We start from the raw sequence: 19,591 nt of genomic DNA, 5'->3' as shown, positions 1-19,591 counted from the left end.
TTACTTCTTTTTCTTTTGGTTTTCCAAAGACTGTTTCAATGCAAGACCAAAACTAGAAACAGAAGTAGTGGCATCATCTTTGGAAAGGTAATCTTGGTATTCCATTCGGTCTTTCGCTTCGGCTGCTTTTGTAATCGATAAAGCAATTTGTCTTTTTTCAGGGTTGATTTCGAGTACGAAGACTTCCAGTTTTTGGCCTGGTTGGAAAACCGTATTGAGTGGTGTTCGTTGGGGGACACCTGATTCTTTATTTGGAACAAGGCCTGAAAAATCTTCTCCCAACCGTACAAAAAGTCCGAAGGGTTTGATGGATTCGACAGTTCCAGATACGATATCAGATTCTTTGAAGGGGAGTTTCCCTGACCATGGATCTGATAAAAAATCTTTCACACTGAGAGAGATTTTATTTGTGGACCAATCCAAAGTTAAAATTTTGGCACGGAGGGTTTCACCCACACGAAATTCGGTCGTTAGGTCTGGATTTTTTTTATAGGTTGCTTCTGACTGAGGAACAAGTGCGTCCAAACCATCCATGTCCACAATGAGTCCAAATTTATGAATGCTTTTGACGTTACAGGAAACAAACATTCCAACTTTTAATTCATCACGTAACAACTGCTTTTTGGTCTCACGTTCTTTATCAGCTATTTTTTTCTGAGAGAGTAGAATTTTGTTTTGTTTTTTTCCAAGTTCGGAGATGATAAACTTAATCCGTTTCCCTCCGATGTTTTTTCCCTTTAAGGAAACATCCAATTGGCTAAAAGGGACAAATGCTGTGTAACTTCCAAGTTTCACATCCCATCCACCACTTCCTTCTTGTAACATTTGCCCAAGCACTGGGATTTCAAATTGGTTTGCTAATTCTAAATTTTCTTCTGTTAGGTTGTCAGCTGACAAACAAGTGGTAAAATAAAAGTCACCAGAATTTTCTTTTAAAAAATAAACGACAATGTGATCACCAATTTTTGGCAAAACATCCTCTCTCCATTCTTCTGTGGAAATATTTCCGATGACTTTATTTTCAACCGTTCTGATAAACACATAATCGTTTTTAACAGCTGTTACTTTGGCTTCGTGACGCGAGCCGGGTTCAATGGATTGTCTTTTTTTAAAACTTTCTTCTAATAATCGATCAAATTCTGAGGATGGGCCTTTCATTTTGCGGTTCCTTCCTTGGTGGGTTTGGAGGTATATACCAATTTTCCTCCTAATACCATGGATTCAATTGGAAATATTCCGGAGGTGCGTTTCAGAGGATTTTCTGCAAGGACGGAAAAATGAGCAGGACCACCCACTCTGAGTTTCCCTCCATGATCGGCACCCACATATTGGCAGGTGGTTTCCGTCAGGGTTTGGATGATCCGGCGCCGCACTCGGGGAAGGCTTTCTTCGTCATTTTGAATGGGAAGGAGGGTGAGGGATTTTTGTCCGAAGAGTGATTCCCAAAACGGGACGGCTCTGTCCTTGGGATGTTCTGACTTTTTCTCCGTTTCCTGTAATAAGGATTCCCATAACCTGACTTCGACCACAGCCGCTTGCCCAGAGAAGAGTCCAAAATGCCCTGCTCCACTCGCAAAGAGGAGATGGGAGTGGGTTTCTTTTTCCAAACGGAACTGAGATGCATAAACGGAAAATGGCAAATTGGATTCGGTTGCCAGATTTTCTCCGTCTAGAACCAAACTCTCCTTCCATGTTTTTCCAAAATGAGGGTTCAGTTCTGACCAGATTTTTTGTTCTTCCTTCCACTCGTCTGGTTTCCCGCGTAATTCTTGGAGGTACACGATGCCAAAAAGAGGTGCCCATAAAAAATCTCGTTTTTGGGCACGGAAGAGATTGGTCCCTTCTGGCATGGGGTGGAAGAGGACAGAAAAACCCGTGTCTAGGGCATCTTCCCAACTGGTTTGATCGGCAAAGGTATAGGCCACTGCCAATTGCCCATTTGTTTCTAATTCTTTTCGTTTGGAAAAAAGTTCGGTTTGTGAAAATCCTTTGTTTTCATTTTCCTTTAGAAAAATAGGAACATGACGATTCCGTTTGGGGTCAACATTCCCTTTGAGACCCGATTGGTAAATGGCTCCCTCACCCAATGGAAGCTCTGGATACAAATGAGGTTTTTGTGATTGGCTGAGAATGGGTGCATTCCATTTGGATTTGGAGATCTCAGTGGAAAGAGCGGAAAGATTGGGATCAGCAACGGACTCAATATGGCTAAATCCTGCTGATAAAAAACCAGAAAGTACTTTTGGGAATTCCGTCCTTGTGGTCTTGCCACCGAGAGAGTTGGTCCCAAGAGTCACAGAAGCATCACAGAATCCAGGTAGTAGGTATTCTGGATTTTTGGTTTCTTTCGCGTTTTTGATCGAAACAATTTTCCCTTGGTTCACATCGACATCGACAAATCCGGAAAAATTTGCTTTTTCACTGTCCCAAATCCGTACGGATCTAAATTTCAAATTTTGCGACAAAAGAATGGAGGGGGCAATGGCCGATAGGAATAAGGTGAGGGATAGAAGCCTGCGGTTTTTCATACTAGCGGTCTTAGTACCTTGACAGTAAGGACTAGAATGGAAAAGATTTCGGGTATGGGAAAGGAAACAAGCGAGATTTCTGATCACATCAAATTACATATCGAAAACGGGAAAATTCTCTCGCTAAAGACCCATCGGGTCTCCAAATCCGTCGAGGAACACATCAAGGAGGCCGTAGGCCTCATTCTGGACCGACTTACCTACCCCACTCTTGTCCCCACACTCTATACCATCATCAAAGAATTGGCCATCAATGCCTGTAAGGCCAACCAAAAACGGGTATTTTTCGAGGAACGTGGGTATAGCATGCTGAACCCTTCCGAATATGCCAAAGGGGTTCGCGAGTACAGGGAGATGTTTTCGGAAGAAATGTCGAACGAGTTTGGGATCAAAGCCAAAAAAAAAGGATACTACTGTTTAATTAATTTTAAGTACAATGATGATGGCATCATCATCGAAGTGATCAACAATACCCCAATTGCCAAAGAAGAGGAAAAGTCCATCAGAGAACGATTGGAAAAGGGTATGATGTATGACGACATCGCTCAGTTTTACATCGATAATGCGGACACTTCAGAAGGTGCCGGACTTGGCCTCGCACTCATCCTCATCATGCTCAAAGGGGAAGGAATTGATCCGAATTTTTTTAGAATCATCATTGGCGAGGATTCCACGATTGCGAGATTGGAAATACCATTAAGCGAAAAGTTCATCTCACAACGCGATTCTAATTAATCCTTCAATGACATCAATTCCCCTTTCTTGCGCCATCATCACCTTAAACGAAGCAGACAATCTCAGTCGGACTTTAAAAGCCATTTCCTTTATTGACGATATAGTCGTCGTCGATTCTGGTTCCACAGATGAGACGGTAACAATCGCAAAATCATTCGGTGTGAAAGTCTACAATAGGCCATTTGAAAATTACGCAGACCAAAAAAACTTTGCCATTTCCAAAACCAAACATGATTGGGTGCTTGCCATCGATGCAGATGAAGTGGTGTCCCCGAATTTAAAAACAGAAATTTTAGATTTATTTTCCAAAAATCAATTGGAAACCAAAGGATACTTAATCCCGAGGCTTACCTTTTATTTAGGAAAGTGGATACGTTTTAGTGGTTATTACCCCAATTACCAAATTCGATTGTTTCATAAATCCGAAGGACAGTTTAGCGGAGGTTTGGTGCACGAAAGAGTCAAATTATCTTCTAAACCTCGCAAGTTAAAAAATCCACTCTTTCATTATTCGTATAAAAATATCTCCGATCATTTGAAATTCATCGATCGTTATTCGAGTTTGTTTGCAGAAGAAGAGTATAGAAAAGGAAAACGTAGTTCTGTGCTTTGGGCTTTTGTGAAAGGATGTTTTAAAGGATTTTATATGTATTGGATTCGTTTAGGAATCCTAGATGGAAAACAAGGTTTTGTCCTCGCTCTCCTAGGTTTTTATTATAATTTTTTAAAGTATCTCAAACTATATGAAAAATCGAACTCAGTCCCTTCTTTCTTTGTTATGGTTGATTCGATTCATGATGTAAAGGGCAAAAAATCCACCAAGAAAAATAGCGACCAAATTCACGTTTGATAATTGGGTAGAACCAATTTTTGGTGACATGAGCCACATGATGATGTCTCGGATGTAAGTTTGTAAGGTAGCAAACACAATGAGTGCACCAATGCCTGCAACAAATGTGGAGCCCCAAAATTTCCCGAGTAAGTCTTTACGTTTATAATAATAAAAATAATAGGCACAGGCTGCGGATGCGAGAAAAAAGAATAAAATATCAACGAGAATTGTCCATGGTTCCGATGGTGCGGCAAGCGGTAATGAAATCATTGGTCTTGTACCTATCTATTACCTATTTTCGGTAAGCCATTGTTTAGTCCATAAGATAAAAAAAAGAGGTTTTCATTGCATTCAAAACACACTGAGATCTTTGGCATATTGGGATTTCCCTTAGGCCATACCCTATCCCCTTGGATCCATAATACCCTCTTCCAGCTCTCAGATTACGATGCCGTATATTTAGTATTTGAAAACGAAGGTTGGAAAGAACTCGGCCTGAAGCCCTTACTTGATTTAGGTGTGAAGGGAGTATCCGTCACCATTCCCTTCAAAGAATGGGCATACACGCAAGCAGAGAAGGTTTGTGAGGCTTCTAAAGCGATGTTGGCATCGAATACCCTTCTCTTACGCGAGGGCATTGAAGCTGTGAATACAGATGGATCTGGTGCCATACAATCCATCTTACAATCAAACCCAGAACTCTTAAACCCAAAGAGATCCAAAAACATTCTTGTACTGGGGAGTGGCGGGAGTGCCAAAGGGATTTTGTTTTCGATTGCCAAAGAATTGGAAGGCAGAAACAAAAACCAATCCATCCATCGTAAGGTCCACCTCCTTGCAAGAAACGAGACTGCGATGAGTGAAATCGAACAATCGTTAGGAAATCCATCTTGGTTGGGACGAGTCACAAAAGAACAAGTGATCCAAGAAAAAGAAGAGTATGATCTCATCATCCACACCACACCTATCGGAATGAAAGGTGTAGGTGGGGAACCCATTTTAGATTCTCAATTTTTTACCAAAAAACACACGTTATTCGACATAGTCTACAACCCTTTGGAAACTGATCTTGTCAAAATAGCGAAACAAAAAAAAGCAAACATCATCCCAGGGTATCATATGTTGCTTTTCCAGGGGATTCGACAGTTCGAACTATTTACGAACACAAAAGTCAAACCAAAATGGATCAAAAAAGTAGAGTCCATTCTTTTACATGAATTGAAAAAAAGAAAATAAAATCTGTATGAAGGTAAACTTTTACTAAATCATGAACTTTTTAGATTTTTTAAACGAGAGGCAAAACATTGAAAAAACAAGAAACTTCAATGTATTCCAAACCTATACTCTCGATGGTTTGAAACCTATCTTTGAACATGTAAAAAAAATAACCCAAAAGAACGTTCACAATCCATTACGCATCAGTGTTGTGGGAACCAATGGGAAAGGTTCCACCTCACACTACTTAGCTTGTCTTTTCTCAAAATTGGGATACAAGGTAGGGCTTTACACATCACCACATTTAATTTCCCCACTCGAAAGGTTCCAATTGGTTTGGGATGGAAATCCCACTCTTCCCCTTTTGGATGAGTTGAACCTCCTTTTCCAAAACCATTTCCTACCCGAAATAGAACTTTATGAATCTTTATCCTATTTTGAATTTTTAACTGTTTTTGCTTTCCTGTTCTTTTCTGAACAAAACACAGAAGTTCAAATTTGGGAAGCAGGCCTCGGGGGAAGGCTTGATGCTACCAAATTGGTAGATGCAAATCATGTGGTGCTGACAAAAATTGGCCTCGACCATTCGGCCATTTTAGGGAATACAAAAGAAGCCATCTGCCAAGAAAAGTTAGCCATCATTGGAGATCGTTGTTTGTCATTATTTGCGATGGAAGAAGAAGTGGAATCCTTAAAGACATCATTTGTTAATCGACCAAGAGCCAATTCCGTTCCCTTACATATATTTTCTTGTCCACCAAATGAAAGTTATCTGGAAACTAATTTCCTTTTTGCAAAAGATACCATCTCCCAAATCATTCCCAATATACAAAAAAACCTCGCCTCCCTTTCCTTCCAGGACCTTCCCAAACCCAGAGGAAGGATGGAGGTTATGCAAAGGGAGCCACTCGTAGTCTTTGACCCTTCCCATAACCCTGATGCCATTTTGACCACGACTCAGGAATTTGCAAAATCCCAATCCAAATTCCACATCTTCCTCGGAAGCCTTCCCGACAAAGACCTAAAAGGCATCCTCGAAGCCCTTTCTCCATCGGAAACGAAGATCGAAAGCCTCCTCCTTTGGGAGGGAGAGGGGTTTGGATCGTTTCCAGAACCAACGGGTGCCTTGTCTGCGAAGACAGATAGGGTCCGAACAACTGCGGAAATCCTACCCTTTTTCCAAGGCAGAATACCGATTTTGGTGTTAGGAAGTTTCCGACTTTATGGAATTGTGGCAAATTTAATACAAAATACAATAAAGATGTAAAATTGGACTTTACAAATGAATCCTGAACGAGATTGTTCTTTTAGGAAACGTCGTTCAGGACTATGCAAACTCCAAAAGAACATACCAGAAAAGAAATTCTACAAGCGGCTCGTGAAGAGTTCATCCAACTCGGCTTTGAAAAAGCCAGTATGCGCACCATTGCCAAAAAAGCAAAGGTCTCCACGAGTAATATCTACAATTACTTCGAGAACAAAGAACACTTACTCACTGAAATCTTACAACCTGTGTTGTCAGGGCTTGAAAAAGCGTTCGCTTATGTATCCCATCCGGATTATTTTGAAAAACGATTTAACGACAGTTATGAGGCATGGAAAGAAAGATTCCACATTGCACTCAATTATGTGGATGCCAACCGAGATGATTTTATCCTACTTCTCACAAAGGCACAAGGTTCGCATTTGGAAGAATTTCCAGACACGGTACTCACAAGGCTCACCAAAATCAACTTTGAACAGTACAACAACTTCAAACAAAAAAATCCTGGTTACAAAGGGGAAGTGGATGAATTCGTAGTCCGCAATATTCTATCCTTTTTCTTGAATATCTTTGTTCAGATGGTGAGACAAGGAATTTCGAAACAAGACATGTTGGTTTACCAAGACAGTTTCCTTAAATTTTTGCACTTTGGGTACAAAGGATCGATTGCCTCTGATCTGAGCTGAACCATTCTGGTTCTCGATGGGAACCAAGTACCAAATCAAAATTTGTGGAATCAAAGACCTTACCACACTGGAGTTGTGTCAGAAACTCGGTGTGGACTTTGTAGGACTTAATTTTTCACCCCGTTCCCCACGTAAGATCGATCCAATCATGGCGGAAGAACTCCTTTCCATTCGCCATTTGCCTGGATTCCCAAAATTGGTATTTTTATTTTTTGAAAACTCAACGGAAGAAATCCAAAAGATCACAGAACAATTCCAACCCGATTTGGTACAACTCATCCGCGGAGACCAATGGGTCACAAAGGATTTATGGGACTCCCTCACAAAAAAAAAACAATTACTCCCTGCCATCCGCATCCAATCCCCCATCGATTCTGACGAAACTTTAGAACCAAACTCAGAACTTGTGATCCTAGATAGTTTCCAAAAGGGACTTGGCGGTGGGAGTGGCCACACCTTCCCTTGGGAATATGTAACAAATGTAAAACGACCATACTTACTTGCTGGAGGGATCACTCCCGACAATGTGAAACTTGCACTGGATACCCTACACCCTTTTGGAATCGATGTGGCGAGTGGTGTGGAAACAGACGGAAAAAAAGATCCTAATAAAATCATTCAATTGGTACAAAATGTCCGAAACCTATGAAGCTTTGAATACACCAGTGATGCGCCAATATCTGGAAGTGAAAGAACTCCATCCAGATGGAATTGTTTTTTTTCGAATGGGTGATTTTTACGAAATGTTTTTGGATGATGCCAAAATCGCCGCACAAATCTTAGACATCACTCTCACCAAAAGACAAAATCAAATCCCCATGGCCGGGATCCCATACCATGCCACAGAAAGTTATATCTCACGACTGATCTCAGCAGGGAAAAAAGTTGTGGTGTGTGAACAAACAAAACCTGACGACCCTAAGGCGAAGATCATGTCGAGGGAAGTGGTTCGGATCATCACACCTGGCACGGTGGTAGAGGATAATTTACTAGGTGGGTATCAAAACAATTACCTATCTCTTTATTATAAAGAAAAAACTTCCGTTTACCTAGCCTTTGCAGATGTTTCCACTTCAGAGCTTGTTTACTTTTTCTTTTCAGAATCGGAGAAAGAAAGAATTCTCGATACCATCAAACGATTTTCCCCAAAGGAAATGATTTATACGGACGATATCCCTCCTCTTTCGAAAGAATCTAAAATCATTTTAACACAAATTCCAAAGGAATATGTTCCGAAAAAGAAAGGTGCCGGAATTGATACCGTAGTACATGTATTAGATGCGTATTTACAATACAATTATCGGAATCAAAATTTTGTATTTAAATCTCCAAGAAGGATAGATGAAACCGAATATTTGATTTTAGACGAACAAACTGTATCTCACTTGGAACTTGTCGAAAATCCGAATGACAAAAACCACACTTTATTTGGGGTTCTCAATCGTTGTCTCACGGCAACAGGGAAACGGTATCTCAAACAAAGGATTCTTTTTCCCACTCGCGATGAAAACAAAATCAAAGACCATTGGGATAAAATTGAAATCTTAACTCAAAACAAAAAAGAAAGACTCAAAATCAAAGAATCACTCGGTGACCTCATCGACTTAGAACGTGTCATCACTCGTTTCCGCGTAGGTAAAGCCTTACCACGTGATTTTCGAGGGATCGAAAAAAGCCTAACAGCTGTGACTCTCATGAAAGCTGTATTGGATGGGATTGGTTATGACTTTTCAAAACTTCCTAACGATTTAGAATCTCTGGTATTGGAATTTCAAAACACACTATTTGATGGGGAACTTCCCGTATTTCTCGGGAACTCTCCCTTTTTAAAATCTGGCTTTCACAAAGAATATGATGAAGCCATCCTTGCTCGAGAAAAAGGAAAGGATTGGATCTTAGAACTCGAAGAGAAAGAAAAAAAGGAATCAGGTTGTTCAAGCCTAAAAATCAGATACAACAAAATCCTTGGTTACTTTATTGAAGTATCCAAAGCCCAAGCCAAAGACGTCCCCTCTCATTTTTTGAAAAAACAAACCTTAGTGACTGGGGAAAGGTTTACTTCGCCAAAACTCGAAGAACTAGAACGGGCCATTTTACAAGCTGATGAAATCATCGAACGGATTGAAAAACAATTTTTTGACAGATTGGTTGCCACATGTATCTCGTTATATGAAGCTTTTTTAACCTTATCGAATGAAGTTGCCTCTTTGGATTATCATCTTTCTCTCACCGAAATCAAAGAAGAATACCAATGGATTAGGCCGGAAATTCGAAATGATGGTATCATTGAATATATGGATTCTCGTCACCCAGTCGTTGAAACATTTTTGCCCATAGGGGAACGGTTTGTTCCCAATCACCTAGAACTCAATCCAAAAGAGAACGCCATAGCGGTGTTAACTGGTCCCAATATGGCTGGAAAATCAACCTTTATGCGCCAAATTGCCATCAACCAAATCCTCTTCCAGATGGGTTCGTATGTACCGGCAAAAAAAGCATCCCTTTCCATCGTGGATCGAATTTTTACAAGGATAGGGTCTGGGGATAACCTAACAAAAGGAGAATCGACATTTTATGTAGAAATGAGGGAAACTGCCACCATCCTCAATCAATTCACAGAAAATAGTCTCATCCTTTTTGATGAAGTGGGACGTGGCACGTCAACTTACGATGGTTTGTCGATTGCTTGGGCCATTTTAGAATTTTTAAGTAAAAACTTTCCAAAACCAAAGACAATTTTTGCCACCCATTACCATGAATTAACAGAACTTGAAAAAGGGGCAGGGATCTTCAATTTATATCTGGATACCTTTGAGAAGGATGGCGAAATTTTATTCTTAAAAAAAGTAAAACGGGGAAAATCCAAACAATCCTTTGGGATCTATGTGGCAAAACTAGCAGGGATTCCCGAAACAGTATCGGAACGGGCAAAAGAAATATTGGTTGGTCTCGAATCCAAAAAACGGGAAATCAAAATCAAAAATGAAGAACCAAGTTTGTTTGGAAACATTCTTGAAAAAGAACCAAATGGTTTATCAGCAAACGAAGAAAAGGTGATCAAAAGAATCTCTCAAATTGATCCAAACAAAATTCCACCTCTTGAGGCTCTTTCGATCTTAGATGAATTAAAACGAATTCTCCAAGAGGAAAATTAAAGCCGATAAATCTGTAAATTCAATCCAATTGGTAATTTTGTCCTTTAATCCTTGTTTCGCATGGATTCCGATGCCAATGCCAGCGGCATTTAACATAAGTGCATCGTTTGCTCCGTCGCCAACAGCCACCACCCTCTCGATCGGGATGGAAAGTTCGCTTGCATACTGTTTTAAATAGAATTCTTTTTTTTCTCGGTTGATGATTTCTCCGTGGATTTGGCCTGTAAAAACGCCGCCCTTTTCTTCGAGTCCATTTGCGCGAAAAAAATCCACTGGATATTGATTTGAAAATAATTCGAGGACGGGACTAAATCCCCCACTTAAGATTCCAAGCTTACATCCGTTTGATGGAACAAACTGAAATACAGTTTCCATTCCATCGTTTAAATGTAATACATCATATACTTCTTTAAAACTTTGGATCGATAAACCGGCAAGGTGAGCTACACGAAGCCTTAGGGCTTCATCGAATCCCATACCGCCCTCCATCGCTTTTTTTGTCACACCCGCAACTTCTTCATACACACCATGTTTTCTTGCGAGTTCATCGATCACTTCTTCCTTGATGACAGTGGAATCCATATCAAAAACAAAAAGAGATTCTTTTGATTTTGGTAACAAAGAATTGATAACTAAAAAATCGATTTTGTCCTTTGCCAATTCGTCGCGAATGTGTAAAATTTGGTCACGGCTAAGTGTTTCACTGCGTTCGATTCTCACACAGTGTAATCCCAGCTTGTTAGAAAACAAAATCTTTGAAAGAGAAACAGAACTTGGTTGATTCCCCTGGAAGGACGGATCACTCACATTTCGAATGTGTGTGGGGAATGTTTTGTGTAAAATGGAATCAGGAATCGGGGAACGAGAGATCAAAAGCAGTGAATTCATTTTTATTTTTGTAAATAAGGTCGTAATTTTTTACCCCAAATTTCATACCCTTTTTCATTAAAATGTAAACTGTCGCCATTGGGACGAATGAACTCTTCACTGAGTGTGGGTGCATCCGGTTTCCGCATGATGTCCCAAACTTCAATGTATTCAACATTCTGCGTGGTCCTTGCGACTTGGTTTAAAAACAAATTGTAAACAGGTACAATCTGATTGAGTTCCTTCACTCGAGTGGGTGGAACCGCAATTAAAAAGATTCGGATTTGATGGTTGCGTGAATGGATTTTTTTGATGATGGAAAGTAAATTGTTTTGCACAAGACTCAAACATTTCCCCTGGATGAAATCATTTCCGCCAATTTCAATGACGACTGTTTTTGGTTCTAGGCGTAACACATCATCATCAATGCGAGAGAGGAGAGTTTCTGACATATCTCCACCAATCCCACGATTGGTAACAGACTTTCCAGGAAATTCTTTTGCCATGAGGTTTGGTAAAAACAAATGTACCAAACTATCTCCTGTAAAAACAATATCGGATCGTTTGATTTTGGAATTGTCTTTAGCGTATAACAGGCGTGTGGGGAGCCAAGCTTTCTCTATATACTTTTTGAAATTGGCATCATCACGCCAACCTGGTTCCGCAAAACACTTAAAATTAGAGTCGAAGTAATCTCGTTTTGAGGTGGAATTACAATTGGTAACACTCAAAACCAGGGCGATAGACACGCCCCATCGAAGGAAGAATTTAATCCTGTTCTTGTGGTTCATTCATTCGGAAGCGCTTTTGCCAATCTTTGATCTGGGCCTGCGCATATTCTTCCGTGTCACAAATCCGAAATTCAATCGGATTATTTGTGGTTGTCTCGATGAGTTTGGCTTCGATATACCCGTTCTTTAACTTGGTTGTCTCAATGCGATATCTCATCTGAATAGCTCCAAAAACCAGGATTTATTTACCACGTATCTTTGCAATCTCTTCTAAAGTTTCATCCTCTTTGTATTTACCAAAGAGAAAAATTGCAAGTAAACAGAATGCAGAAGCCAAAGGTCCTGTCAATCGAACCCCGAGTTCCCCACCAGTTTCTACTTCTTCGACTTTGCAAATACTTGATTCCTTACTTATTTTTGCCTCAGTCTCGTTATTTTTTTTCAGATCTGACTTAGAATCCGCCACAGAGGGAGCAATGATGCCTGTCACATTGGGTGAAACTTGTTGTTTGGAGTCTCTGTCGAGACCAAGTAAAATCACGGAACTAAAGATCAATACGGCAAGTGTTTGTCCTAGTTTTTGCATAAAGGTCCTTCCTGCATAAAAAAGACCTTCTCGTTTGGATCCTGTTTTTAATGAATCAAGTTCAGCAATATCTGCTAATATTGCATTTGGTAATATTCCAAGAATCGCAATTGGGATGGCTGCAACGGCAACAATCATATAACCTTGGATATACGGTGAGATTGGCAAACTGTTTTTACCGATGAAAAAGATGGATAAAAACAAGGCTAAAAATAGATAAAACCCAATGAGAACCGTTCTCTTTTTGCCAATTTTACGTGCGACAAAATTCACAACGGGGTAAAACGCAAACGAAACCAGTAACATGACGGTGAGCAGTTGGGTCACGAAGTCTCTTTCCAATTCTAATAGGACAGTTACATAATACGAAATTCCTGTTGTGAGGATGGTGAGTGCCAAAAAATAACACAAATCGGAGAGTGCAAAATACAAAAAGTTTTTGTTTTTGAAGGTGAGTAAAATGGCTTCCTTAAATGGAACACTGGATGCTTCCGATTCACAGTAAGTTTTTTCGTGGATGGTGAATACTGGGAAGTACATACAAATGGCAGCGAAGATACAAAGAATACCAAGAGCATATTGCCTAGAGACTAATGTTTGCAGAGATGGATCGGCATCAAAAACAAAACTAGACTGCAGGACACTGGCAATCATTGGTTCTGTGGAGGCAACAATGATTCCTAGTGCATACGTAACCGAGATATAAGTAGAAAGGTTGAGTCGTTCTTCCGGGGTATGGCCTAACTCCGGGATGAGAGCAAAGAATGGTGTGACATACACTGTTAAAAATAAATAGAAGAGTAACATGAAACTTGTCATCCAAACCAAGTTGGTCGAAGAAACGAAGTTATGTGGTGGGACAAAGATTAACCAACAAAAGACGGCAGAAGGAATCCCACCTAAAAACAAAAACGGAATCCTCCTTCCAAATCGTGAAAAAAAGCGATCTGAAGAGTTTGCAATGAGTGGATCGGTGAACGCATCCCATAATCGTCCGACCGCGGCAACCACACCGATCGTGGAAAGGCCCCAAAATGCCATTTTTTCAATTAAATCAGGGAAACAGTCCTGGCCTGGTTTGGGTGCTGGAGGGAGATAAAAATAAACTTGGTGGAGGCCGATGATATTGATGAGTGTAGACCAACCAAGTTGGCCTACTGCATAACTAATTTGTTTTCCAAATGGTAAAGACGGTTTTTGCATGTGTTTCACTAGAGGCGGTAAAGTAGGAGCATGATACCGCCAAAAGTAAAAAAGGCAAACTACTTTTTATGTTTATAGAGTTCCGGAAAGTTTTTCTCGTCGTATAAAAACTTGGAATCGTAGTCTTCCCATCCTTCAGGAATTCCTTCAGTGAACTCTGGTACCATATTACAGTCACGAATCAAATTCATGGTTTGTTCCATTTCGCTTCCTTTCACATTCAAATACCCTTCTGCAAAGAGGGAATTGGCAACATAAAGAGCCATTGATTGTAAGAAACCCAAATGCCCTTCACGACCGGCACCCACACGGATCTCAGAATCAGGATTTACCAAACGAAACACAGACAAAACTCGGACACAAAATTCAGGTGTGAGTGTTGACTTTTGAATGGCATGGCCTTTGATGGGGATAAAAAAGTTGACTGGGATGGAGATCACACCCAACCTTTTTAGTTCAAAGGCAACTTGGACGATGTCTTTTAGCTCTTCCCCCATTCCCACAATGATCCCGGAACACAAACCAATCTCAGCTTCTTTTGCCGCCTCGAGTGTTGTTAGTCGGTCTTTAAAGGTATGAGTCGAACAAATTTCGTTGTATTTGGATTCCGATGTATTGAGGTTGTGATTGTATCGATCAAGTCCTGCGTCTTTTAAGGTTTTTGCTTTTTTGCCATCTAAGATTCCTGCAGAAAGACAGACCTTCATCCCCAGTTCCCCATTGATTTTGGAAATGGTCTCTGCCAATTTATCGACCGCTTTATCCGTTGGGCCTCGGCCTGAAGTGACCATACAGAATCGGTAGGCACCATTCTCTTTGGCTTTTTTGGCATCTTCCCAAATTTCCTCTGGTGATTTTAAAGAATACTCTTGGATCCCAGATTCACCACCCTTCCTTTGGGCACAGTAACCACAATCTTCAGGGCAGTATCCGTTTTTGATATTATCTAAGATATGAATCCGAACTCGGTTTCCAAAATGACGAAATCGTTCTTCCGAAGCCTTTGCTACCACGGGTAAAAGTGGGACTTCCCCTTTGAGAATCTGAAGGGCTTCTTCCTCGGAAATGATAGAGGGAGAGGAAGAGATAGTTTTTTCTTGGACTTCTGCAATCATGAGAACAAAATCTTTTGCGTGGGTGACTCTGTAAACGAAGAAAATGGAATGGGAGTTTTAGTATTTTTCTGGTTCTAAAAATCCAAGCAGTGTCGTTTCCAAGGCAAAAAATATCTTTTCCAAGGATGCATCGGAAATGGTATAGGGAGGTGTGATGTAAATGGTTCTCCCTAGAGGCCTAAGTAAGATCAAAAATTTTCGTAGTGAGTTTCGAATTTGTTTTCCGATGGGATTGAGATACTCATCATTGGCGACAGGTTCCTTCCACTCAAAGGCAAAAATCCCACCCATCACTCTGACATTCTCAATCGAATTTCCCATTTTCTTTTGAAACGATTCTGCATATTGTTTTAATTTTTTCTCTAACTCTTTAACTTGAGTGAGACCAAATTCATTTAACATCGTTATGGCTTCATAACCAAGACTACATGCGAGTGCATTTCCTGTCATGGTATGTGCATGGAAAAAAGCTTTATACGGATCTTTGGATCTAAAGGTTTCATAAATAAACTTTGGAACGAGAGTACAAGCGAGAGGTAATATTCCACCTGTTAATCCTTTCGCAAATACTAGTAAATCTGGGACAACGCCAGCCTTTTGAAAAGCAAACGGTTCTCCCAATTTTCCCATCCCCGTAAATACTTCGTCAAAGATGAGTAAGGTGCCTGTGTAAGTGGCAAGTTCTCTTAGTTTGACCAAAACCTTTTTATCATAAAAAAGCATTCCGTTGGCTCCAAAGACCAAAGGTTCAATCACAATGCCTGCAAAATCTTTTTGTTTGATAGCGAGTTCTAAATCTGACAAACATTCCGTAGAACAATGATCCGGTTTTTTGCCCCAGGGACAATTCATACAATTTGGTGCAGGGAATTCTTTTGTTGGGAAACGTAACTCTGAAAAAATTCGATTGAAGTAGTTTTGTCCCGAGACATTCATCGCGCCAATACTATCACCATGATAAGAATTGGAAAAAACCAAAAACTCAGATCTTGGTTTAGAATTGGGAAGATTTTGATAGTATTGGATCGCAAGTTTCAGAGAGATCTCAATCGCATTGGATCCGTTATCCGAATAAAACACTTTCGCAAAATTTGATTCTGTAAGATCTAAAATGGCCTTCGATAAGTTTTCTGCTGGTTCATGGATGTTCCCAGCAAGCATCACATGATCTAAAGATTGTAATTGGTTTTGTAATGCCAAAAGAAGCCTTGGGTGTCTATGCCCAAAAATCATCGTCCACCAACTAGAGATGGCATCAATCCATACATTCCCATCACTATCAGTTACAAATTCTTTTTCTGCAGAAACGATATTTAATAATGTTTCCGATTCATCTTGGATTGTGAGAGGCACCCAAGTGTATGTGTTTACGGGATTTTCATTCCTCATCTGCATTCAATACAACATCGATCACATTTCGGTTTGGATCAAAATGTTCTGAGGCAAATCTGATAAACTCATCAGATGTCAATTTTTGTTCAGGGAAATTGGTAAATCCCAAAAAGGAAGCCCCACCTAATCTTTGTATCATAGTGGCATTGTCTTCTTGGAGAGAGTTTTCGGGGCCCACCAAATAAAATCCAAATACGGGTATAAAACGTGAGGTTAACACTTCCAATGTCATTAAGGTATGATTGATGGTTCCTAGTTCAGTAGATCCTACCACCACCACACCCAAATTGGATTCTTGGATGGCGCGGATCGTGAGATAATCTTCCGTGATGGGTACAAACACTCCCCCTGCCCCTTCAATCAAAGTATTAGTTTTTCTCTCTTTTGAGACGGAGGACAAAAGTGATTTTGGATCAATGGTTTGACCTTCTATTTTTGCCGCGTAATGAGGGCTTGCTGGTGTTTTAAAAACATAGTTTGGTTTTAAAAAATAAGAATCTGGTAAACTTGTCGTCTTTTGGACAAAGGTTGTATCATCCGCGCTGATAGATCCTGTTTGGATCGGTTTCCAATAACGAAATCCATACTTTTTTGCATATTTTGCCATGAACAGACTGGAAAAAAAGGTTTTCCCGACATCGGTTCCTGTCCCCGTTACATAAAAAGCTTGGCCCATAAGAGCAAGTTTTATCAATTCCAGACCTCGTCCATCCGATTTATATAGTAGAGGCAATATGCAACTTCCCCTTTGGAAATCCATTCTCAAACGCGATGACAATCCCATTACAGAGATTTCACATTTTTTACGTGAAACGGCCATCTTTGAAGGTATGTCACGAAGGACACTTCGTGAAGTGGCAAGACTCATTCATAAACGTAAATACTATGCGGGTGAAACTATATTCTACCAAGGGCAAGCGGGTACGGGGGTTTATTTAATCCTACAAGGAAAAGTAGAAATCTTTTCCGAAAGAGAAGGTGTTACCTTAAAACTCGCCGAACTGGAAAAAGGCGCATTTTTTGGGGAGCTGGCTCTTTTCCAAGATTTTCCAAGATCTGCAACTGCAGTCACACTTGTGGATTCTATCTTACTTGGTTTTTTCCAACCAGAACTCAAAACATTATTAGAAACAAAACCAAGAGTTGGAAATGATTTGCTCCTCAGTTTTGCCTCTATCATCGCAGATAGACTTCGCAAAACAAACGATACATTAGAAGCGGCTTACTTTAAGAGCAAAAAGAATAAGGCAAGATGAACTTCAAAGAAAATTCGATCTCATCCTTAGTGTTACGGTCTGCTTTTTTTGGCCTCATTGCATTGACAATTCTCATCGGCATTGTAGGTGTTAAGTTTTTAGCGATCCCACTTTTGATTTCAGGGATTCATTTTTATATTTTCCATGGAGTTGTGGATTATTTTGAATCCAGGGGAATCCATCGTGCGATCACCATCATTGTGATCTTTACATTTCTCATCACGTTCGCTTATTGGTTTTTGGCTTTTTATCTTCCCAATTTATTCGAGAAGGCACAACCAATCGTTTCAGAATGGTCGATCAAAATGGATGACCCCAATTTTCAACTTTTAGATTTTACCAAATTACCAGTTGTCTCTAAAAACCCAGAACTCTGGAAAAAAATCATCAATCCAGAAGAGATTGCCAAACTAGCGACAAATAATTTAGAAGAATTTTTAAGAAGTATTGTCGTGATGATCCCAACATTCATCAGTTGGATGATCATCATACCAATCATCAGCTTCTTTTTGTTACTCGATGCAAATGTAATTTACAAGACAATGATTAGTTTTATACCAAATCGGTTTTTTGAAATGTTTTTGATGGTTTTTTATCGAATGAACCAACAAATCACGAGTTACTTAAAAAGTTTGGTGATCCAATGTGGGATCATGGCATTGGTATCTTCCATTGGATTTTATTTTATAGGAATGAAATTTTTTGTACTCTTTGGTGTATTTTTAGGAGTGGCCAATTCGATTCCGTATTTAGGACCATTGATTGGAGCCATCCCACCCATTCTTTTTGCGATTTTATTTCCTGAAATGTCACCTTCTATTGGTTCCATTGCATCTGTCGTGATTGTTGCCCAACTCGTAGACAATGCCATTGTCCAACCTGTAGTGATTGCCAATGCGGTTTCCTTACATCCGCTCGCGATATTAATTGGGATTGCTGTCGGTGGAAATTTTTTCGGGATCTTTGGAATGTTACTAGCGATTCCAGTTCTATCGATACTAAAGGTTACGATTGGCATTCTTTATCATGCACTCAAGGAACATCAAATTATCTAACATTCTTTTTTGACTTAAAAAAGAGGAGTATGTCCAAAACCTACTCTTCTCGTTTGTTCCATTTCCCCATTTCCGAGTACAAAATGCCAAATAAAGTTAATAATGATCCAATCGCTCCCACTGTACCCAATCTTTCACCTAATACGAGATAGGCCAGAAAAAAAGAGAAAACAGGTTCCAAACTATAGAGTAACCCAGCCCTTGCTGGTGAAACAGCCTTCTGGTATCTTGTTTGGATCTGTGTTGTGAAAATTGTCGCAAATACAGAAGTGTAGATGATCCCAATCCAAAATTTTAGATCAAATTGGATGGATATAGACTGTTTTGAAAAAATGGATTCCACAGGAAATAAGAAACTTGAAACAATCGCGATGAGTAATATTTCAAATGAAACCAAAATTTGCGTTGGGATTTTTTTACTATAAATATCGATCAATATAATATATACCGCAAAAAAGAAGGCTCCAATGAGAGTGAGTCCATCCCCATAACTAAATCCAAATTCATTCACAAATTCATCATAGGTTTTTCCATTTTGTGAAATACAAAATAGTCCGATGACGACGATAACCACTGCTATCCAAGTTCGTAAGGATGGAAGTTTTCGTTCGATGGCAATTTCCAGTAAAGGAACAAAGATGACATAAGCCCCTGTCATAAATCCAGATTGCGTTGCTGATGTATAAACGAGTCCAATGGTTTGGAAGGCATAACCAAGGAGAGCGGAACATGCGACAAAAAAAGCCGGAACAATATAATCCCATCTTCGATTTGCCTTGGAAAATAAAGTTTTCCGATACAATAAAATTGTAATGAACCCCGCGAGTGAAAATCGAACCGCCAAAAATAAAAAAGGAGGCACCGAATCCAATGCAAGTTTGATGACCACAAAGGTTCCACCCCAAAGAATGGCGGCAATCACCAAAAAGAGTTCTGGCGTGAAGATCCTAGACATGTAAGGTCAATCTTTC

20 protein-coding genes are annotated in these 19,591 nt (G+C 39.9%); 9 read left to right on the top strand and 11 right to left on the bottom strand.

The features are described from left to right. Together LEPBI_RS04130 and LEPBI_RS04125 are read right to left on the bottom strand one after the other, a co-directional pair. Positions 1–1,158, bottom strand: coding sequence for a S1 RNA-binding domain-containing protein (locus LEPBI_RS04130; protein ID WP_012387853.1), 1,158 nt, complete (start codon positions 1,156–1,158; stop codon positions 1–3). Then, positions 1,155–2,528, bottom strand: a complete 1,374-nt coding sequence (locus LEPBI_RS04125; RefSeq protein ID WP_012387852.1) for a hypothetical protein — start codon at positions 2,526–2,528, stop codon at positions 1,155–1,157. The genes LEPBI_RS04130 and LEPBI_RS04125 overlap by 4 nt, the downstream gene beginning before the upstream one ends. A gap of 36 nt (positions 2,529–2,564) precedes the next feature. Between LEPBI_RS04125 and LEPBI_RS04120 the strand changes: the two genes are divergently transcribed. Next, positions 2,565–3,263 carry a hypothetical protein gene (locus tag LEPBI_RS04120; protein WP_012387851.1) on the top strand — a complete coding sequence of 233 codons (699 nt, stop codon included), beginning with the start codon at positions 2,565–2,567 and terminating at the stop codon, positions 3,261–3,263. A gap of 7 nt (positions 3,264–3,270) precedes the next feature. After that, positions 3,271–4,113: a glycosyltransferase family 2 protein gene (locus tag LEPBI_RS04115; RefSeq protein WP_012387850.1), complete on the top strand. Its 843-nt coding sequence runs from the start codon at positions 3,271–3,273 to the stop codon at positions 4,111–4,113. Here the strand turns inward: LEPBI_RS04115 and LEPBI_RS04110 are convergent. Then, positions 4,021–4,365, bottom strand: coding sequence for a hypothetical protein (locus tag LEPBI_RS04110; protein WP_012387849.1), 345 nt, complete (start codon positions 4,363–4,365; stop codon positions 4,021–4,023). The two genes, LEPBI_RS04115 and LEPBI_RS04110, sit on opposite strands and share 93 nt — an antisense overlap. 75 nt (positions 4,366–4,440) lie before the next feature. Between LEPBI_RS04110 and LEPBI_RS04105 the strand changes: the two genes are divergently transcribed. The 5 genes from LEPBI_RS04105 to mutS all read left to right on the top strand — a co-directional run bounded on the left by LEPBI_RS04105 (position 4,441) and on the right by mutS (position 10,415). Further along, positions 4,441–5,331 carry a shikimate dehydrogenase family protein gene (locus LEPBI_RS04105; protein WP_012387848.1) on the top strand — a complete coding sequence of 297 codons (891 nt, stop codon included), beginning with the start codon at positions 4,441–4,443 and terminating at the stop codon, positions 5,329–5,331. Between the two features lie 31 nt (positions 5,332–5,362). Continuing rightward, positions 5,363–6,577, top strand: a complete 1,215-nt coding sequence (locus LEPBI_RS04100; protein ID WP_012387847.1) for a folylpolyglutamate synthase/dihydrofolate synthase family protein — start codon at positions 5,363–5,365, stop codon at positions 6,575–6,577. Positions 6,578–6,639: 62 nt separating this feature from the next. Continuing rightward, positions 6,640–7,260, top strand: a complete 621-nt coding sequence (locus LEPBI_RS04095; protein ID WP_012387846.1) for a TetR/AcrR family transcriptional regulator — start codon at positions 6,640–6,642, stop codon at positions 7,258–7,260. Positions 7,261–7,276: 16 nt separating this feature from the next. Further along, complete coding sequence (locus LEPBI_RS04090) at positions 7,277–7,909, top strand: phosphoribosylanthranilate isomerase (protein WP_012387845.1); 633 nt, start codon at positions 7,277–7,279, stop codon at positions 7,907–7,909. Next, the gene (gene mutS / locus LEPBI_RS04085) at positions 7,893–10,415 is read left to right on the top strand and encodes a DNA mismatch repair protein MutS (RefSeq protein WP_012476161.1); all 2,523 of its coding nucleotides are present in this window, start codon (positions 7,893–7,895) and stop codon (positions 10,413–10,415) included. Before LEPBI_RS04090 ends, mutS begins: the two co-directional genes overlap by 17 nt. Here the strand turns inward: mutS and serB are convergent. From serB to bioD, 7 genes are read right to left on the bottom strand one after another with little or no spacing between them, the layout of a single operon-like run. Further along, positions 10,386–11,303, bottom strand: a complete 918-nt coding sequence (gene serB, locus LEPBI_RS04080; protein ID WP_012387843.1) for a phosphoserine phosphatase SerB — start codon at positions 11,301–11,303, stop codon at positions 10,386–10,388. The two genes, mutS and serB, sit on opposite strands and share 30 nt — an antisense overlap. Positions 11,304–11,305: 2 nt before the next feature. Beyond that, complete coding sequence (locus tag LEPBI_RS04075) at positions 11,306–12,031, bottom strand: SGNH/GDSL hydrolase family protein (RefSeq protein WP_012387842.1); 726 nt, start codon at positions 12,029–12,031, stop codon at positions 11,306–11,308. A gap of 19 nt (positions 12,032–12,050) precedes the next feature. Then, positions 12,051–12,230 (bottom strand): hypothetical protein, encoded by a 180-nt coding sequence (locus LEPBI_RS04070; RefSeq protein ID WP_002975048.1) that lies wholly within the window; start codon positions 12,228–12,230, stop codon positions 12,051–12,053. A gap of 24 nt (positions 12,231–12,254) precedes the next feature. After that, complete coding sequence (locus tag LEPBI_RS04065) at positions 12,255–13,802, bottom strand: MFS transporter (RefSeq protein WP_226992876.1); 1,548 nt, start codon at positions 13,800–13,802, stop codon at positions 12,255–12,257. Positions 13,803–13,861: 59 nt separating this feature from the next. Next, a complete protein-coding gene (gene bioB, locus LEPBI_RS04060; protein WP_012387840.1) occupies positions 13,862–14,917 on the bottom strand; it encodes a biotin synthase BioB in 1,056 nt (351 codons plus the stop codon). 57 nt (positions 14,918–14,974) lie between these two features. After that, entirely contained in the window at positions 14,975–16,306 is a 1,332-nt protein-coding gene (gene bioA, locus LEPBI_RS04055) for an adenosylmethionine--8-amino-7-oxononanoate transaminase (RefSeq protein WP_012387839.1), read from the bottom strand. Next, complete coding sequence (gene bioD / locus LEPBI_RS04050) at positions 16,296–16,985, bottom strand: dethiobiotin synthase (RefSeq protein ID WP_012476159.1); 690 nt, start codon at positions 16,983–16,985, stop codon at positions 16,296–16,298. The genes bioA and bioD overlap by 11 nt, the downstream gene beginning before the upstream one ends. A gap of 58 nt (positions 16,986–17,043) precedes the next feature. Between bioD and LEPBI_RS04045 the strand changes: the two genes are divergently transcribed. Together LEPBI_RS04045 and LEPBI_RS04040 are read left to right on the top strand one after the other, a co-directional pair. After that, entirely contained in the window at positions 17,044–17,565 is a 522-nt protein-coding gene (locus tag LEPBI_RS04045) for a cyclic nucleotide-binding domain-containing protein (protein ID WP_012387837.1), read from the top strand. Next, positions 17,562–18,620, top strand: coding sequence for an AI-2E family transporter (locus tag LEPBI_RS04040; RefSeq protein ID WP_012387836.1), 1,059 nt, complete (start codon positions 17,562–17,564; stop codon positions 18,618–18,620). Before LEPBI_RS04045 ends, LEPBI_RS04040 begins: the two co-directional genes overlap by 4 nt. A gap of 40 nt (positions 18,621–18,660) precedes the next feature. Here the strand turns inward: LEPBI_RS04040 and LEPBI_RS04035 are convergent, their stop codons facing one another. Next, on the bottom strand, positions 18,661–19,575 hold the full coding sequence (locus LEPBI_RS04035; protein ID WP_012387835.1) for a DMT family transporter: 915 nt from the start codon (positions 19,573–19,575) through the stop codon (positions 18,661–18,663). Positions 19,576–19,591: the final 16 nt, after the last annotated feature.

Origin of the sequence: Leptospira biflexa serovar Patoc strain 'Patoc 1 (Paris)', assembly GCF_000017685.1 — a bacterium.
Lineage (GTDB): Bacteria > Spirochaetota > Leptospiria > Leptospirales > Leptospiraceae > Leptospira_A > Leptospira_A biflexa.
The sequence above is the reverse complement of the archived record's forward strand: the minus strand, read 5'-3'. Positions and strand labels throughout refer to the sequence as shown.

Excerpts from the sequence above, each read along its gene's own strand:
- LEPBI_RS04115 (WP_012387850.1), top strand. The coding sequence starts at position 3,271 with ATGACATCAATTCCCCTTTCTTGCGCCATCATCACCTTAAACGAAGCA.
- bioA (WP_012387839.1), bottom strand. The coding sequence starts at position 16,306 with ATGAGGAATGAAAATCCCGTAAACACATACACTTGGGTGCCTCTCACA.
- mutS (WP_012476161.1), top strand. The coding sequence starts at position 7,893 with ATGTCCGAAACCTATGAAGCTTTGAATACACCAGTGATGCGCCAATAT.
- LEPBI_RS04125 (WP_012387852.1), bottom strand. The coding sequence starts at position 2,528 with ATGAAAAACCGCAGGCTTCTATCCCTCACCTTATTCCTATCGGCCATT.
- LEPBI_RS04100 (WP_012387847.1), top strand. The coding sequence starts at position 5,363 with ATGAACTTTTTAGATTTTTTAAACGAGAGGCAAAACATTGAAAAAACA.
- LEPBI_RS04095 (WP_012387846.1), top strand. The coding sequence starts at position 6,640 with ATGCAAACTCCAAAAGAACATACCAGAAAAGAAATTCTACAAGCGGCT.
- LEPBI_RS04070 (WP_002975048.1), bottom strand. The coding sequence starts at position 12,230 with ATGAGATATCGCATTGAGACAACCAAGTTAAAGAACGGGTATATCGAA.
- LEPBI_RS04120 (WP_012387851.1), top strand. The coding sequence starts at position 2,565 with ATGGAAAAGATTTCGGGTATGGGAAAGGAAACAAGCGAGATTTCTGAT.
- LEPBI_RS04110 (WP_012387849.1), bottom strand. The coding sequence starts at position 4,365 with ATGATTTCATTACCGCTTGCCGCACCATCGGAACCATGGACAATTCTC.
- LEPBI_RS04045 (WP_012387837.1), top strand. The coding sequence starts at position 17,044 with ATGCAACTTCCCCTTTGGAAATCCATTCTCAAACGCGATGACAATCCC.
- LEPBI_RS04035 (WP_012387835.1), bottom strand. The coding sequence starts at position 19,575 with ATGTCTAGGATCTTCACGCCAGAACTCTTTTTGGTGATTGCCGCCATT.
- LEPBI_RS04130 (WP_012387853.1), bottom strand. The coding sequence starts at position 1,158 with ATGAAAGGCCCATCCTCAGAATTTGATCGATTATTAGAAGAAAGTTTT.
- serB (WP_012387843.1), bottom strand. The coding sequence starts at position 11,303 with ATGAATTCACTGCTTTTGATCTCTCGTTCCCCGATTCCTGATTCCATT.
- LEPBI_RS04040 (WP_012387836.1), top strand. The coding sequence starts at position 17,562 with ATGAACTTCAAAGAAAATTCGATCTCATCCTTAGTGTTACGGTCTGCT.
- bioD (WP_012476159.1), bottom strand. The coding sequence starts at position 16,985 with ATGGGCCAAGCTTTTTATGTAACGGGGACAGGAACCGATGTCGGGAAA.
- bioB (WP_012387840.1), bottom strand. The coding sequence starts at position 14,917 with ATGATTGCAGAAGTCCAAGAAAAAACTATCTCTTCCTCTCCCTCTATC.
- LEPBI_RS04090 (WP_012387845.1), top strand. The coding sequence starts at position 7,277 with ATGGGAACCAAGTACCAAATCAAAATTTGTGGAATCAAAGACCTTACC.
- LEPBI_RS04065 (WP_226992876.1), bottom strand. The coding sequence starts at position 13,802 with ATGCAAAAACCGTCTTTACCATTTGGAAAACAAATTAGTTATGCAGTA.